Source organism: Terrimonas ferruginea DSM 30193 (genome assembly GCF_000425585.1).
GTDB lineage: Bacteria > Bacteroidota > Bacteroidia > Chitinophagales > Chitinophagaceae > Terrimonas > Terrimonas ferruginea.
Map to the genome: position 1 here is coordinate 87,984 of NZ_AUDS01000015.1, position 15,256 is coordinate 103,239.

The window sequence follows — 15,256 nt, forward strand, 5'->3', positions numbered from 1 at the left end:
GAAAAGTTTAAACGCCTGAATAAATATGAAAGCCGCCATCGATGCAGATCACTTCACCGCTTACAAACGACGATGCATCACTCAATAACCAAATCAATGCACCGTTCAGTTCTTCCGGCGCTCCAAACCGGTTGAAGGGAGTATTGCGGATCACTGCTTCGCCACGCGCGGTATAACTGCCATCAGGATTGGTGAGCAGCGCCCTGTTCTGATGGGTGATGAAAAAGCCTGGTGCAATGGCATTCACCCGTAAACGCGTACCGTACCGCTTTGCCGTTTCCACACACATGAATCTTGTGTAGTTATCGATGGCTGCTTTGGCCATTGAATAACCAAGTACGCGCGTGATGGCCGTTTGCGCAGCCATCGACGAAATGTTCACGATGCTGCCATTGCCGGATTGCTGCAGCGCTGGTCCAAATACACTTACGGGCAACAGCGTTCCGAATAAGTTCAGGTCGAACGCTTTTTTCAATCCGTCGATATTGATGTCGAAAATATCTGCATCAGGCCCGATCACGGCTTCCGGTAAATTGCCTCCGGCCGCATTCACCAGGCCATCGATGCTGCCCCATTTGGCCAGTACTTCTTCACGTATGTTGATCAGCGCTTCTTTGTCCAATACATCGGCAGCGGCAAAAAAAGCTTCGCCACCTTTTTCGCGGATGCGTGCGGCTCTTTCTTCGCCTGTTTGCGTATTACGTCCGATCAGGACCACGCGTCCACCGCTGGCGGCGATCGATTCCACAAAGGCTTCACCAAGCACGCCGGTAGCACCGGTTACAATAATTACTTTTTTGTCCAGGGAAAAAGAAGGCGTTCCGTTCATATGTCTGTCTTGGATTGATGGCCCGGTAACCGGGTTGGCGAATTTACTATAAAAATCAACCCGACAAGACCTCAAACGTTTGTATTGCTCTCCGGATGTGTGATATGATAAACGAGGTATTCTCCTGCGTTGAGCGAGAAACTCGCTTTGCGCGAAATGGCTCTTGTTGCCTGTGTAAACAGATCGGTATACGTATCCGGAATAGCCGGATGATCGATGGTAAAGGTTGCCTGTTCTTTGCTGAAATTGAGCAACACCAGTACTTTGTCTTTCTGGCGCCGGCACAGGTAAGCCAATACATCGTTGTGCCCTGAAGGTAATATCAATACCGAGGCACTTTCTTCCAATGCAAGATTGTGTTTACGTAAACCGAGCAAAGTAGTATAAAAACTTTCCAGTTCTATTTCTCCTGACCAGTCGATCTCGTCTTTTTCAAAAAAAGCAAGCCGTTTTTTATTGGGTTTTTCCTGACCGGAATAGATCAGCGGAATGCCGGGCCATGTACAGGAGAACACGGCCCATGCAAGTGCGGCGGTTCCGTATTTTTCATACTCGGTACCGTGGTACGTGTTCTCATCATGGTTGGAGGTAAACAATAATTTTCTTGAGCCGACCGGGTAGCGGGTATAGTTACCCAATAGCTGTATCACGTTGGCGAGTGTGGCGCCTTCTTCACCTGCCATGTATTTATCGGCGGCGCGCATGGCCTCCCATCCGTAGGTGGCATCAAAGGCTTCGTGGTATTCGAGGATTTCACATTCTGCCAGCCAGAACAATTCTTTTAAAGTATCGCATTCTGCCCTTGCTTCTACCCAAAAATCAAGGGGTACGGTGCGTGCCATATCGCAACGGAAACCGTCGATATCATACTCGCGGATCCAATGTTGCATGGCACGTATCATCTCGCGGCGGAGTTCGGGTACTTCATAATTCAGGTCGATCACATCGACCCAACCGTAGAGGCCGGTAAAATTACCTGCGTCGTCTTTTCGGTACCAGTCGGGATATTGCATGGTCCATTGATGATCATAGCCGGTATGGTTCGCTACCCAATCGATGATTACTTTCATGCCGCAGGCATGCGCACTGCGGATCAGTTCGCGGAAATCGTCTGCAGAACCATAGAGCGGATCAATATCGGTGTAGGAACTGGCTGCGTAATAACTGCCCCAGGAGCCCTGTCTTTTTTCTACACTGATCGGTGTTACCGGCATCAGCCAGAGAATTTCCACGTTCATGCGGCACAATCTGGGAATGTGTTCGATGAAGGCACGAAAAGTACCTTCGTGGGTATATTGCCGGATATTGACTTCATATATATTGGTGCCGTTGCCCCAGGATACAATGGGAAATGCAGTGCTCATAGATCGAGGTTTGTTGTCAGGCAGTAAACCGCAAAAAACCAGCCAGTCGGCCGGGGGTAATAATTCCACTTTGCGCGGGGTACATTTTTTGTGTAATAATAAATATGGATGTTATACTGGGAGCGGATATCGGTACCACACATATAAAAGTTGTAACGGCAACCACGTCGGGAAAAACGCTTTCCGTGCTAAAAAGATCCGTAACCACTTCGCAACCTGTTGCCGGGTTTCATGAACAGTCACCGGAAGAAATTTTCCGCGACGTTATCGATCTTTGCAACATAGCGCTCGATGAAGCGGCAAAAACGCACCAGGTGCTGGCTATTTCTTTCAGCACGGCCATGCACAGTTTATTGCTAACGGACGAATACGGACGTGCGCTTACACCGATGCTGACATGGGCAGATATACGCAGCACCGCTCAGGCCGATGAGTTGAAAAATACCGTTTCGGTTGAGCAACTGTATCATCGAACCGGCACGCCGCTGCACCCGATGTCGCCCCTGTGCAAACTGATCTGGTTCCGTGAAAATGAACCGGCGCTTTTTGAACGTGCCGCGCGTTTTGTCTCTTTCAAGGAATTTCTTTTTTATCATCTCACTGGTGACTGGCTTGTCGATTATTCCATGGCTTCAGCAACGGGCTTGTTCGACTCGCAGCGTCTGCAATGGGATCCTGAAGCGCTGGAACTCGCAGGCATTAAAGCCGAACGATTGGCCGAGCCTGTACCTGTTACTTATATATGCACCGGCGATAAACTTCTTCTGTCCGTCAACAATGAACCTGTAAAACTGATCATCGGCGGCAGTGATGGCGCCATGGCGAACCTTGGTGCAGGCGCTGTAGGCAAAGGCCGCGCAGCCGTTACGATCGGCACCAGCGGTGCATTACGGCTGCTGCATGAAGGATACAAGCCAGACCGCAAGGGGCAACTGTTTTTTTACCTGCTCGATGAAAATACCTGGATTACCGGAGGTGCAATCAACAATGGCGGCCTGGCCATCGAATGGTTGTCGGGTTTATTCGATAAACCGGTTGAAGATTTATTAAAAGAAATCGAATCAATTGCTCCGGGCAGCGACGGCTTGCTTTGCGTACCTTATCTGCAGGGAGAAAGATTTCCCGTATGGGATGCAAAGATCAGCGGCAGTTTTGCCGGCCTCCGTGCTTATCACACCCGGGCACATTTTGTTCGCGCGATAGTAGAAGGTATTTGTTATGGATTACATGAAGTATCGCAGGCATTGCGCAGCAATGAATACGTGGTTACTGAACTGATCGCCTCGGGTGGATTTACTCAGTCGGCCGAATGGGTGCAGCTGCTGGCTGATATCACCGGCCTGCGGGTAAATGTCCCTTCCAATCCTGAAGCATCAGCGATGGGCGCTATTTTTACCGCACTGTATGCACTCGGGTTGCGCGGCAGTTGGGACGAAGCTGCCAGTTTTATCCTCGATGAAAAGATCATTCATCCGGATGAAAGTCGCCACGGTGTTTATGCCGATGGTTACGCGCGTTACCTCGCGCTCCGGAATGTAACCTGATCTTGTGTATTTATTTCCCCAACACAAATTGTTCATAAAGCCAGAAGACGACGAATGTATTGTCGTTGCTACAATAGGCAGATGCTGGCATCTGTGGCATGTTAATGGAAGAAAACTCCTTTGACAAATAAAAAAAATATGCATCAACCGGTTAAATGGATCATCAGCGGAACGGGCAGCATCGCGCACAGTTTCATCCGCGATCTGTCATTGACGGGCGTGCCACAGGAAGTGGTAGCCGTGCTTGGTCATTCAGAAGAAAGCACCAAAGAATTTGCGGAGCAGCATCAAATACCGGCTTACTATACCGACATGGATGAACTGCTGCTCCATGTAAAAGCCGACGTTGCCTATGTGGCCAGTCCGCATACGTTGCATCACGCGCAGGCAATGGCATTCCTGGAAAAAGGCATACATGTGCTTTGCGAAAAACCAATGACCATCAATCGCGAACAGTGCACGCAACTGGTGCAGCTTTCCAAAGAAAAAGGCCGTTTCCTGATGGAAGGGATGTGGATCCGCTTCCTGCCCAGCATCACCAGGGTACTGGAACTGATCAATGATGGTGTGATCGGTAAAATAACGACGGTAAAAGCGTCGATGCGGTACAAAGCTCCCCGCGATCCCGACAATCGTTATTTCGATCCGGAACTCGGCGGCGGTTCGCTGCTTGATCTGGGCATTTACCCGGTTTTCCTGTCTTTGTTACTATTCGGTAAACCCGATACCATTAAAGCGATCGGTACGTTGACGGAAGAAGGTATCGATGAAGAATGTTCTATGCTGCTGCATTACCGCAGCGGACAACATGCCGTGCTGGAGTCTTCGCTGCGTGCCAATACGGATCTGCCCGCTGAAATAACAGGAGAGAAGGGCGTGATCAAAATCCTGGATCCCTGGTATGAAAAGGCCACGGGTATTGAAGTAGAAGTATATGGACAAGGGAAAATAGTTTATCCGTGCAGCTGGGAGGGACATGGGCTTCACTATGAGACAAGCGAAGTGCTTCGTTGCCTGCATGCGGGAAAAAACGAAAGTGAACAAATGCCGCATGCATTCAGTTTGATGCTGCTCGAAGTAATGGACGAAGTACGCCGTCAGATAAAAGTGACCTATGACATGTATGAATAAAAACAGAAGAGATGGAACACTGGACCGATGTGTTTTATAACAAGACGGTTTCCTGGTGGCGTTCATTTATGGACATGTTACCGGAAATATTGCTGGCGCTGCTGATCTTTTTGGTAGCGGTGGGCTGTGGCCGGCTGGTAAGAAGAGGTGTATTCAGGCTGGTACAGCGTTTCTCAGGAAAATCGTCGGTCGCGCGGTTGTTTGCGGTGATCGTACAATTGGCGGTGCTGCTGACAGGTTTGTTTATTGCACTCGATATTCTGCAATTAAACAAAGCCGTTTCGTCTTTACTGGCTGGTGCAGGCATCATTGGTATCATTCTCGGGTTTGCCTTTCAGGATATTACCTCCAACTTTATATCCGGTGTTTATATCGCCATCAAGAAACCGTTCGATATCGGGCATACGATCAAAACCAACGATTTTATCGGTAATGTGGAAGATATCCAGTTGCGTTCGACTACTATCCGTACCTTTTCCGGACTGCACCTCATGATTCCCAACCGCGATATCATACAGAAACCGTTGATCAATTATTCGCTGACGCGTGAACGGCGTATCGAACTTGAGTTTTTCATCGATTCGGCCACTGATCTGCGTGCTTTCCGGGAAGCGATAATGAAGGCAATGGCCAAACTTCATTATTTGTTTCCGGGCCGCGATCCCGAGATTTATTTCAACGACTTCAGGGAAAACGCAATAAAGGTGGCGGTATGGTATTGGATAGATAATCATGCGCCGCCTGGTTATATGGTCGCCCGGCACGATGCTATTTTTCATATCATGGACCACCTGAAAGAGAAAGAAATTTCTCTGATGGTTCCCATGTCCCTACAACAATTAAATCAACAGGCTACCAACTGATATTATGCAAAACATAACCTTATTCCAGTTCTTCCACTGGTATTATTCTCCCGAAGGAAATCTCTGGCAACATGCCCGCGAAAAAGCGCCGCACCTGGCATCACTTGGGGTAACGCACGTGTGGCTGCCACCTGCCTTTAAATCGGCCCAGGGACAAAATGACCCGGGATATGCTGTATACGATATCTATGACCTGGGGGAATTCGATCAGAAAGGAACAGTCCGTACACGTTATGGCACAAAGGATGAATACCTCGAGGCTATCAAAGCCTTTCATGAAAACGGCATCCAGGTATTGGCAGACGTGGTATTGAACCACATGCATGGTGGTGACGAAACCGAGAAAGTACGGGTGCAACAGGTAGATCCCGAAAATCGTATGGAAAAGATCGGTGAACCTCATGATATCGATGCGCATACGAAATATACCTTTCCCGGCAGGGGAGATAAATACTCTTCTTTTAAATGGGATAAAAATTGTTTCACCGGTGTAGATACTTCGGCAGACAGCATTTTTGTCATTCTTAATGAACATACACACGGCGAGTGGGACGAGATGCTCGAAGATGAAAAAGGAAACTATGATTATCTGATGGGCGCCGATATCGAATTCCGCAATCCTTATGTACGGGAGGAATTAAAACATTGGGGTGAGTGGTATTTGAAAACCACCAATGTTGATGGATTCCGGCTGGATGCGGTGAAACATATGCCTTATACTTTTTACAATGAATGGCTGGATCACGTTCGCGGTGTGGCAGGTAAAGAGTTGTTTTGCGTAGCCGAATATTGGCGCAACGATCCGGAAAAACTCAATCATTATATTGAGGTAACCGAAGGTCGCGTGCAGTTGTTCGACGTGCCACTTCATATGAATTTTCATGAAGCTTCCGAGCAGGGCAATGACTATGATATGCGCAATATTCTCCATCACAGTTTGCTCGGCATCAATCCGGCGCGCAGCGTAACCTTTGTCGATAATCACGACACACAGCCTTTGCAGTCGCTGCAAATGCCCGTACAGCAATGGTTTCAGCCGCATGCGTATGCCCTCATCTTACTACGCGAACAGGGTATTCCCTGTGTTTTTTATCCGGCCTTATACGATGCGAAATATGTAGACTACCAGGACGACAAGGAAATCTACATCGAGTTGCAGGGTGTTACCTGCGTGGAAAAAATGATGCGGACACGCTGCCACCTGGCCTACGGTTTTCAACGTGATTATTTCGATCATGGAAACACGATCGGCTGGACGCGCGAAGGTGTCGATGACCGGGAACATTCGGGCTGTGCAGTAGTCATCACCAACGGATCGGCGGGAAATAAGAAAATGGAAGTGGGGAAACGGCATGCAGGCAAGACATTTATCGATATCTGCAATCCCGAAGCCGGCAAGATTACCATCGACGAACATGGAATGGCAGAGTTTTATGTGGGAGACGGAGCCGTAGCAGTGTGGGTACGGGAAGAGACATTGCATTTTTTCACGGAGCCGTGATCGTCAATCGTGAATCGTCAATCGTCAATCGTGAATGGTGAATGGTGAATCGTCAATGGTGAGTAAGTGAATGATCTTGGCGACTTAATTTCTTTGCGGCTTTGAGTGAAAAGCAGCAGGGTTCATGCAAAGCTACGTCAGGGGCAAAGGCGTTGAAAATATATTTAATTATGAAAATCAAGACCGACATTTTTGAAGAGAAAGGCGCTCCTTATGAGGGAGCCGAAGTAAAACAATTGGGCAAAAAATTCGAATTCACCGAAGGGCCGGTTTGGCATCCTTCGGGCTACCTGCTGTTCAGCGACACCCCCGCAAATCGTATTTACAGGATGACCGAAGACGGAGAGATGGAAGTGTTTCTCGAGAAAAGCGGCTGGAATGGAGAAGGAAAGGAATGGTTGTCGGACCAGGTGGGCTCCAACGCATTGGCCTTCGACAAAACAGGACAGTTGCTGATTTGCCAGCATGGCAATCATGCCATTGCAAGTTGGGATGGAGAGAATGATCCCGAGCCGCTGATCAGTGACTTTCAGCAAAAACCTTTTAATAGTCCCAATGATATCGCTGTACGGTCTGATGGGGTGATTTACTTCACCGATCCGCCTTATGGCCTCAAGGAGCAGGTGTTGCACAAAGAACACTTTCAACCGGTTGGCGGACTTTATTGCTACCGCAACGGGAAGATCGATCTGCTTTCGGCTGACTTAAAATATCCGAATGGGCTCGCTTTTTCCAACGATGAAAAATATCTGTATCTCGGTAGTAATCATCCGGATGAAGCGCGATTTTACCGCTATACGCTTACCCCGAAAGGCGGCATTACGGAGCGGCGTATACTCGCAAAACAAAACGGGGATGGAATGGTGGTGGATGTAAATGACAATATATTATTCGCGACGGATGAAGGAATATTGGTGCTATCACCTGCGGGGCAACGTCTTGCATTGATTGGGTTGGCTGAAACTCCGACAAATATTTGTAAAGGTCCTGTAGCGGAACAATTTTTTATAACCGCCCGTTCTGCCGTTTTCCAGCTTTTGTTACCCGCATTGTGTAAATAATGTTTGACAAAGTGGGGAATCAGCGCAACACCTCCGGGGCGGGAAATCTGGCCCGCTATTTTCCCTATAATAAGTGGATTAAAAAATTATTACAATGACTTCAGCTGCTGGTTCTCCGATCATGCAGTTGTTTCAGCGTACACTGAAGGATATGTATTCTGCTGAACAATTGCTGCCGCATACACTGGGCGAATTACGCAAATCCTGTATGAGTGCCGAATTGTCGCTTTTATTGCTGGATGCGCGTACCATTACCAACGATCACCTGGCGCGGCTCGAACATATATTCAAGATTACCGAAACACCAATGGAGAAGGGCTCCTGTGGGATGCTGGAAGACATAGATCAGGAAATCAGTAAACTACGTCAGGAAAAAAATAATGATGCCCATTTCCGTGAATTGGCTTTGATCGGTACTGCTCATCAGCTATTGCATTACAAAATCGCCGGGTATGGTAATTTGTCACGTATTTCCCGGAAGTATGGTTATACTGAAGCTGCCGATCTCTTAACGGCAAGCCGGCAGGAAGAGCAGGAACTCGATATGAAGTTGAATGCTATGGCTGAAGAAATGATGCGGGAGACAAAAAACTAATATCTCAGGATTTTCCCGGGTTTTCTTACCAGCTCTTTAATAGTGTGTTATCCGGCATGATTTAGGCGGCTTGTTTTATCTAACAGCCTTGATTATGGAAAAGAAATACGTGCCGATGCTTGTTTTACCCGATGGCTCCCGCAGGCGGCGCCGTCAGATGAACGTCCTCAAAAATAATAAACCTGCCCAACAGGTTACCCCTCCTGTACCGACGCCATCGTCGAAGCCTCCCGTTATTCCCGTGCAGTCTGAGGGATATATTCACGCGAAGCGTTTTGATTGCCTGTAATAGCCTTTGGCTATTTTCACTCTTTCTCCGTCGATAATAATCCTTTTACCAGCTTTCGCCATTGTGGTTTGTTCATTCCAGCCATGGCCAGTAATCCCAATACAAAATTCCGGATTTTATCCAGCATTGCTTTTGCGCCGGTATTCGGCGTTTCGTTGCGTCCGCTTACGCGTGCGATCACCTTGTTATTTTCCTGTAACACGATAAAACTACTGGTGGCGGCACTGGTGAAAAAATGCGCGGTAGAACCGCCGCTGATGAAATGCGGAGATACGGGTCGTACTGTTAATACGGTGTATTGATAACCGGGCGCCTCCTGTGTATCGATTGATTCAATCTTTACCCATTCCTGTCCCTGTCCGGCTTCGGGGCCGGGTGTAGCCGGTATATCAATAGCTATATAAAGATGTTTGCGCGCATTACCGGGATACCGGTGACCGTCGGTATCGTGCAGCCGAAAGATGGCGCCGCCTCCGGCATATTGTTCCCATAGATTGACATTGAGAAGTTTGCCACGCGCAACGGCGTATAGTTTAGCGGCTTCTGCCACTGACTGGCAACGTATGCTGAATTCGGTATCGGAACTGCTTCCTTTGTACTGAACTGGAATCTTCATGATGAGAATGAATGTTTGGTTCTTTAACGGTAAACATTTCAGTCTAAAATCATGCCTTCCATTCAGGGAGACACATAATAAAGTCGCTGGAGAAAATGGGTGAGTTCTGCACCGGTAAGGATAAAATCGGCGGAGGATTGTTGCAGTGCCTGGTCGGGCATATAACGGACCAGCGCATCGGCCGGTTGCTGCACAACGGTAGTGCCTTTTCTTTCCTTGATATAACGGAGACCGGCTGCTCCGTCGGCATTGGCACCGGAGAGCAGGATGCCGACTAATTTTTCTTTGTACACATCGGCGGCCGCGCGGAAGGCCAGGTCGATACTTGGGCGGCTAAAATGTTCTTTTTCGGAATAATCGAGCGAGAAACTGCCATCGTCTTCGATCAGCACATGATAATCTGCGGGACAGAGATAAAGATGACCACGTTCTACAATGTCTTTGTCTTCCACTTCCTTCACCACCAGGTGGGAGCGGAAGGAGAGCAACTCTTCGAGTCTTGATTCCCCCTGCGGATCGCGGTGAAGGACGAGTAACACAGGAATGCTGAATCCTGCATTGATGGTATCCAGCAGGGTGAGTATCACCTGCAGGCTGCCGGCGGAACCGCCGATCGCTACGAGCGAGGCAGGGTAGGTCATTTTACCTTTTTCCATAATTTCTCCTTACCGGCTATCTGTTTGTATTTCGGTGCAACCGAGGAAAAGCGAATCGACTCTTTCGTGCCCAGGGCCAGAAAACCGTTGGCCTCCAGGCTTTCATCAAACAAACTGAGTACCCGGTCCTGCAGTTTTTTATTAAAATAGATCAGCACATTCCGGCAAAGAATCAGCTGGAATGAGTTGAACGAAAAATCCGTAACAAGATTATGTGTGGCAAAGATCATTTTTTCGCTGAGCGCGGGATCGAATTGTGCCAGGTGATAGCTTGCCGTATAATAGGAGGAAAAATCGCGTGTACCGCCGGAAGCTACATAGTTCTTTGAATATTGCTGCATCTGCGACAGCGGAAAAATACCACTGCGGGCTTTGGCAAGCGCGGCAGGATTCATGTCCGTGGCATACAATAAAGTTTTGTGTAATAACCCGGCTTCCTGCAGCAGGATCGCCATGGAATAAACTTCTTCACCGGTGGCGCATCCTGCATGCCATACTTTGATAAAAGGGTAAGTGGCCAGCAGCGGCACCACGGTGTCCCTTAAAATACGGTAAAAGCCCGGATCGCGCAGCATTTCGGTTACGGTAACGCTGATCTCTTCCACCACATGTTGAAAATAACTTTCGTCATGCAGGATGCGGTAACGCAACTCGGCGAAGCTCGACAGGTGATCGATCATGAGTAGCCGTTCGATCCTTCTTTTGAACGAAGCTTTGGAGTAATCGGAGAAGTCGTATCCATAGGTAACTGCCATATCGTTTATCAGCAGCTCGATATCTTCATCCGAAAGAAATATGGTCTTCGTTGGTTCCATTTTTATTCATCACGCCAGAAAATGCGCGAGCCTTTCCATCAGGCGGTCAACGTCTATCGGTTTTGAAATATAATCATCGGCACCGGCCTCGAGACATTTTTCTTTATCGCCTTTCATTGCCTGCGCCGTTACGGCAATGACGGGCAGTTTTTGCAATTGTTCGTGGCTGCGTATCATCCGCAAAGCCTGGTATCCGTCGGTGCCGGGCATCATCATGTCCAGCAATATGATACCTGTCAGCGGATCGGCGGCGGCCATCCGGATGCCCTCCTCTGCGCTGGTGGCGGATGAACTTTCGTAACCCCGCGAACGGAGCGTGGCTGTCAGTGCAAAAATGTTCTTAGCGTCATCATCGATGATGAGGATCTTACGGTTACTCATAGTGTAGTTAGTTGTTCCTTTTGGCTGAATGATCGTAGAGCCAGATGCGCAGCAGGGATACAAGCTGGTCCATATCTACGGGTTTTGAAATGTAATCGTCGGCACCGGCCTGTATGCATTTTTCGCGGTCGCCGGCCATGGCCTTGGCCGTGATGGCGATGACGGGCAGTTTTTTCCAGACACTGTTTGCCCTGATCTTGCTGATCGTTTCATAACCATCCATTTCAGGCATCATCATATCCATCAGCACAATATCGATGTCTTTCTCGCGCTTCAGCAATTCCAGCGCTTCCTTGCCGTTAATGGCCGGCACTACCTGCATCTGGTGCTGCTCCAGCACGCGTGTGAGGGAGAAAATATTTCTCACATCATCATCTGCCATCAGTACTTTACGTCCCTTCAATATTTCTGCCAATGGCTTCATCCTCGGAGGGGCACCGCCTTCTTTTTTCTTGTGTTCTTCCATCAGATGCAGGAAAATGGACACTTCATCCAATATCCGGCGGTAGGAGTGCGCCGTTTTTACTACAATCGAATCTGCATATTGTTTGATACGCATTTCTTCGCCGCGCGACAAACTTTTTCCTGTGAAAATGATGACGGGAAGGTGTTCGAGTCCTTTATTTTTTTTCAGGCTTTCCAGCGTTGAATAAGCATTCATGTCAGGCACGCCCATGTCCAGGATCACACAATCCGCTTCTTTCTGCTGCAGCGTTTCCAGGCCCTCTTCAATGTTGGCAGATATCCGGGCGCTGATATTGTGTGTGCTGAGGAAGTAGGAGAGCGCCTCGGCATGTTTGGTATTGTCTTCGATGATCAATACCTGCTTGTTGTCTTTATTCAGGTAGTATTCGATTTTTTCAAAAACCGAATTCATCTGATCGAGCGCAACGGGTTTGTTGATGAAGTCGATCGCTCCCAGGCTGATGCTTTGTTTTTTTACCGAATGGGAGGACATGATATGCACCGGTATGTGACGGGTGAGTTTGTCTTTTTTCAATTCTTCCATTACTTCCCATCCGCTTTTGACCGGTAACTGAATGTCGAGCAGAATACCTGCGGGCAGGTAGCGGCGTGCTAGTTCTACACCATGGTCGCCACGTACGGCCACGATGGCTTTGTATCCTTTACGTCTGGTAAAGTCGACCAGTGCATGTGCAAAACCGGTATCGTCTTCCACGATCAGCATCACTTTGTCGCCGGGTTGTACTTCATCCCGGTCATCGGGCATATCGGCCGGAATATGACCGGCAATAAATTCATACGGCTCGGGCAGGTTGGCCTCCGGCTCGGTTGTTTCCGTTTCGATGGCAGGAAGTAATTGTGCCAATGGTTCCTCCTGTTCCGCGGTTGAGGGATTTACAGGGATGGAAAGAATAAACGTACTTCCCTTGCCATGTTCGCTGGTTAAAGTGATATCGCCGCGCAGCAGCAGCGCCAGTTGACGGCTGATCGACAGACCGAGACCAGTGCCACCGTATTTGCGACGGGTGGAACCATCGGCCTGCTGGAATGCTTCGAAGATGAGTAATTGTTTTTCCTGCGGAATGCCAATGCCCGTATCGGTTACGCGGATGTTGAGATAACCTTTGAGTTCTTCCGGTGCGGAGAAAGCGAGTTCCACGGAGCCTTTTTCAGTAAACTTGATGGCGTTGGAAATAAGGTTTTTGATGATCTGCTCGAGGCGGAGTTTATCGGTTTCGATTTCCTCCGGCGCGCGTTGCTCGCGCACGATGCGGAACTCAACGCCTTTTTCACGGGCCATTGGTTCAAACATCATCTGCATATCGCGCGCAATTTCGCTGACGGGGACCATTTCATATTCCAGTTCCATTTTGCCCGACTCGATCTTGGACAGGTCGAGGATATCGTCGATGAGCATGAGCAGGCTGTTGCCTGAGCTTTGAATGACGTTGGCAAACTCAACCTGTTCAGGTTTGAGATTGGCATCGTTGTTTTCACCAAGTAAACGGGAGAGCAGGAGGATCGAGTTGAGCGGCGTGCGCAGTTCGTGCGACATGTTGGCGAGGAACTCCGACTTGTAGCGGGCGCTCAGGGCAAGCTCTTCCGATTTCTTTTGTATCTCGAGGTTGCGCTGGAGAATGAGGTCGTTTTTCTCTTCCAGTAATTTGGAACGTTCCTGCAGTTCGCTGTTGGTTTCCATTAACTCTTCCTGCTGCACTTTGAGTTCTTCTTCGGAAGCCTGGAGTTTTTCAGCTTGCGCTTCGAGTTCGGTATTGAGGTTTTCCAATTCGCTGTGTTGCGCTTGCAACTCTTCAGACTGCGCCTGTGTTTCTTCCAGCAATTCCTGCAGGCGTGCGCGGCTCTGCGCGGTATTGAGTGCGATGCCTACCGGTTCCGCGATGGTATTGAACAATTGGAGGTCGCGTTCGGTGAAGTCGTTGAATGCGCCGAGTTCGATCACACCTTTTACACTGCCTTCGAAAATAACCGGGAAGGCCACAATGCTGCGGGGGCGGACTTCGCCCAACCCGAAGGTGATCACAAAATCTTCTTCCCGTATGTCAGTAGCTAAAACGGTGCGTTTGCTTTCAGCGGCCTGTCCGGTAACGCCGTTGCCGGATTCAATCTTATTCCGGATCGAATCGGCTTTTACAGCATAACCATTCTGGAAGGTGAGCACATTTTCTTCCAATAAATAAAAAGCGCCGGCCTGTGCATTGGTATAAGACGCCAGATGATTCAGTATTTCGCTGGTGAGATCGATCACTGTTTTTTCACCGGCCATTTTTTCACTTAATTGCATGGAACCTGTCTGCAACCATTCTTTGTCTTCCAATAATGTAAAGGAATGATCGAGTGACGCAGCCATCATATTCAGCGAGAAGGAAAGATTTCCGAGCCCGTCGCTTTGTTCTTCATTCAGACGTATTTTATAATCACCTTTGGAAATTTGTGCAGCCAGTGCTTGGATGATGTCGATACGGGTGGTGATATCCTTGTCTTTCGCCTGCAATTCCAGGGTAAGCTCGCGTTGACGCCTGAAGCTTTCACTGACTTTTCGGTAAAAGTAAACAGTGGTAAACACGGCGATCAATGCGGCAATAATGATCAGTACCGGTGTGAAAGCCGAGAACCGCTGTACGGAATCTGTTCGTTGAATCAGTAATTGTTGTTCTGTTTCCTGCATCTGGATCACCAGCCGGCGTGCACGGTCCATTTCGGCTTTACCTAAACGTAGTTGATTAGCATCGGCTTGTTTGATTACGATCGAACGATTCAGGTAATCAAATCTCGCGGTAATGATAGCGGCGAGATCTGTCACACGTCGCTGTTGTATGGGGTTATCAGACGTCAGGCTTCTCACCGTATCGAGTGATGCCTGTGTTCTTTCGTGTGCACCGAAGTAGGGTGTCAGAAAGGAGGAGTCGCCGGTGAGCAGGTAGCCTCGCTGCCCGGTTTCAGCATCCTTGGTGTAGGAAATCACGTTTTCCAGTTCTTTCAATACCGTATTGGTATGATTAACCTCGCCGGCACTATAAATAAGGTTGCGGATGCTGATGAAGGAGGCTACTGAAGTCAGCAGCAGGATTGCGAGTGAGATTCCGAAACCCACGGTTAGTGTACGTCGCGTGTGGCTGGTTGGCATA

General features: G+C 48.7%; 14 protein-coding genes. 7 read left to right on the forward strand and 7 right to left on the reverse strand.

The genetic code is table 11. From position 1 onward, the window contains the following. Positions 1 to 7: 7 nt before the first annotated feature. Both H608_RS0105785 and H608_RS0105790 read right to left on the reverse strand, forming a co-directional pair. Positions 8 to 829, reverse strand: coding sequence for an SDR family oxidoreductase (locus tag H608_RS0105785; RefSeq protein ID WP_028786843.1), 822 nt, complete (start codon positions 827 to 829; stop codon positions 8 to 10). Positions 830 to 900: 71 nt separating this feature from the next. Beyond that, positions 901 to 2,193 carry an alpha-amylase family glycosyl hydrolase gene (locus H608_RS0105790; protein WP_028786844.1) on the reverse strand — a complete coding sequence of 431 codons (1,293 nt, stop codon included), beginning with the start codon at positions 2,191 to 2,193 and terminating at the stop codon, positions 901 to 903. A gap of 104 nt (positions 2,194 to 2,297) precedes the next feature. Here H608_RS0105790 and H608_RS0105795 point away from each other — a divergent pair, with 104 nt between their 5' ends. The 7 genes from H608_RS0105795 to H608_RS24330 all read left to right on the forward strand — a co-directional run bounded on the left by H608_RS0105795 (position 2,298) and on the right by H608_RS24330 (position 9,177). Beyond that, positions 2,298 to 3,737 carry a gluconokinase gene (locus H608_RS0105795; protein WP_028786845.1) on the forward strand — a complete coding sequence of 480 codons (1,440 nt, stop codon included), beginning with the start codon at positions 2,298 to 2,300 and terminating at the stop codon, positions 3,735 to 3,737. A 138-nt stretch (positions 3,738 to 3,875) separates the two neighbouring features. Then, complete coding sequence (locus tag H608_RS0105800) at positions 3,876 to 4,868, forward strand: Gfo/Idh/MocA family protein (protein WP_028786846.1); 993 nt, start codon at positions 3,876 to 3,878, stop codon at positions 4,866 to 4,868. A gap of 11 nt (positions 4,869 to 4,879) precedes the next feature. Beyond that, on the forward strand, positions 4,880 to 5,731 hold the full coding sequence (locus H608_RS21440; protein ID WP_071836917.1) for a mechanosensitive ion channel family protein: 852 nt from the start codon (positions 4,880 to 4,882) through the stop codon (positions 5,729 to 5,731). Positions 5,732 to 5,735: 4 nt separating this feature from the next. Further along, the gene (locus tag H608_RS0105810; RefSeq protein WP_028786847.1) at positions 5,736 to 7,232 is read left to right on the forward strand and encodes an alpha-amylase; all 1,497 of its coding nucleotides are present in this window, start codon (positions 5,736 to 5,738) and stop codon (positions 7,230 to 7,232) included. A 170-nt stretch (positions 7,233 to 7,402) separates the two neighbouring features. Continuing rightward, positions 7,403 to 8,293, forward strand: coding sequence for an SMP-30/gluconolactonase/LRE family protein (locus tag H608_RS21445; RefSeq protein WP_051268082.1), 891 nt, complete (start codon positions 7,403 to 7,405; stop codon positions 8,291 to 8,293). 94 nt (positions 8,294 to 8,387) lie between these two features. Continuing rightward, on the forward strand, positions 8,388 to 8,888 hold the full coding sequence (locus tag H608_RS0105825; protein WP_028786848.1) for a DUF892 family protein: 501 nt from the start codon (positions 8,388 to 8,390) through the stop codon (positions 8,886 to 8,888). A gap of 94 nt (positions 8,889 to 8,982) precedes the next feature. Next, positions 8,983 to 9,177 (forward strand): hypothetical protein, encoded by a 195-nt coding sequence (locus H608_RS24330; protein ID WP_155990067.1) that lies wholly within the window; start codon positions 8,983 to 8,985, stop codon positions 9,175 to 9,177. 16 nt (positions 9,178 to 9,193) lie between these two features. On the opposite strand, the gene H608_RS21450 is transcribed toward H608_RS24330, so the two are convergent. The 5 genes from H608_RS21450 to H608_RS0105850 form a co-directional block, all read right to left on the reverse strand. Beyond that, positions 9,194 to 9,793 carry a hypothetical protein gene (locus H608_RS21450; RefSeq protein ID WP_051268083.1) on the reverse strand — a complete coding sequence of 200 codons (600 nt, stop codon included), beginning with the start codon at positions 9,791 to 9,793 and terminating at the stop codon, positions 9,194 to 9,196. Between the two features lie 62 nt (positions 9,794 to 9,855). After that, positions 9,856 to 10,449 carry a chemotaxis protein CheB gene (locus H608_RS0105835; protein ID WP_028786849.1) on the reverse strand — a complete coding sequence of 198 codons (594 nt, stop codon included), beginning with the start codon at positions 10,447 to 10,449 and terminating at the stop codon, positions 9,856 to 9,858. Next, the gene (locus H608_RS0105840; RefSeq protein ID WP_038007382.1) at positions 10,431 to 11,264 is read right to left on the reverse strand and encodes a CheR family methyltransferase; all 834 of its coding nucleotides are present in this window, start codon (positions 11,262 to 11,264) and stop codon (positions 10,431 to 10,433) included. Before H608_RS0105840 ends, H608_RS0105835 begins: the two co-directional genes overlap by 19 nt. 9 nt (positions 11,265 to 11,273) lie before the next feature. Then, on the reverse strand, positions 11,274 to 11,645 hold the full coding sequence (locus H608_RS0105845; RefSeq protein ID WP_028786851.1) for a response regulator: 372 nt from the start codon (positions 11,643 to 11,645) through the stop codon (positions 11,274 to 11,276). A gap of 7 nt (positions 11,646 to 11,652) precedes the next feature. Next, on the reverse strand, positions 11,653 to 15,255 hold the full coding sequence (locus H608_RS0105850; RefSeq protein ID WP_028786852.1) for a response regulator: 3,603 nt from the start codon (positions 15,253 to 15,255) through the stop codon (positions 11,653 to 11,655). Position 15,256 lies beyond the last annotated feature (1 nt).

What these genes read in the sequence shown, in the direction of transcription:
- H608_RS0105840 (WP_038007382.1), bottom strand. Translation starts at nt 11,264, where the DNA reads ATGGAACCAACGAAGACCATATTTCTTTCGGATGAAGATATCGAGCTG.
- H608_RS24330 (WP_155990067.1), top strand. Translation starts at nt 8,983, where the DNA reads ATGGAAAAGAAATACGTGCCGATGCTTGTTTTACCCGATGGCTCCCGC.
- H608_RS0105810 (WP_028786847.1), top strand. Translation starts at nt 5,736, where the DNA reads ATGCAAAACATAACCTTATTCCAGTTCTTCCACTGGTATTATTCTCCC.
- H608_RS0105835 (WP_028786849.1), bottom strand. Translation starts at nt 10,449, where the DNA reads ATGGAAAAAGGTAAAATGACCTACCCTGCCTCGCTCGTAGCGATCGGC.
- H608_RS0105845 (WP_028786851.1), bottom strand. Translation starts at nt 11,645, where the DNA reads ATGAGTAACCGTAAGATCCTCATCATCGATGATGACGCTAAGAACATT.
- H608_RS0105800 (WP_028786846.1), top strand. Translation starts at nt 3,876, where the DNA reads ATGCATCAACCGGTTAAATGGATCATCAGCGGAACGGGCAGCATCGCG.
- H608_RS0105850 (WP_028786852.1), bottom strand. Translation starts at nt 15,255, where the DNA reads ATGCCAACCAGCCACACGCGACGTACACTAACCGTGGGTTTCGGAATC.
- H608_RS0105790 (WP_028786844.1), bottom strand. Translation starts at nt 2,193, where the DNA reads ATGAGCACTGCATTTCCCATTGTATCCTGGGGCAACGGCACCAATATA.
- H608_RS0105785 (WP_028786843.1), bottom strand. Translation starts at nt 829, where the DNA reads ATGAACGGAACGCCTTCTTTTTCCCTGGACAAAAAAGTAATTATTGTA.
- H608_RS21450 (WP_051268083.1), bottom strand. Translation starts at nt 9,793, where the DNA reads ATGAAGATTCCAGTTCAGTACAAAGGAAGCAGTTCCGATACCGAATTC.
- H608_RS21445 (WP_051268082.1), top strand. Translation starts at nt 7,403, where the DNA reads ATGAAAATCAAGACCGACATTTTTGAAGAGAAAGGCGCTCCTTATGAG.
- H608_RS21440 (WP_071836917.1), top strand. Translation starts at nt 4,880, where the DNA reads ATGGAACACTGGACCGATGTGTTTTATAACAAGACGGTTTCCTGGTGG.
- H608_RS0105795 (WP_028786845.1), top strand. Translation starts at nt 2,298, where the DNA reads ATGGATGTTATACTGGGAGCGGATATCGGTACCACACATATAAAAGTT.
- H608_RS0105825 (WP_028786848.1), top strand. Translation starts at nt 8,388, where the DNA reads ATGACTTCAGCTGCTGGTTCTCCGATCATGCAGTTGTTTCAGCGTACA.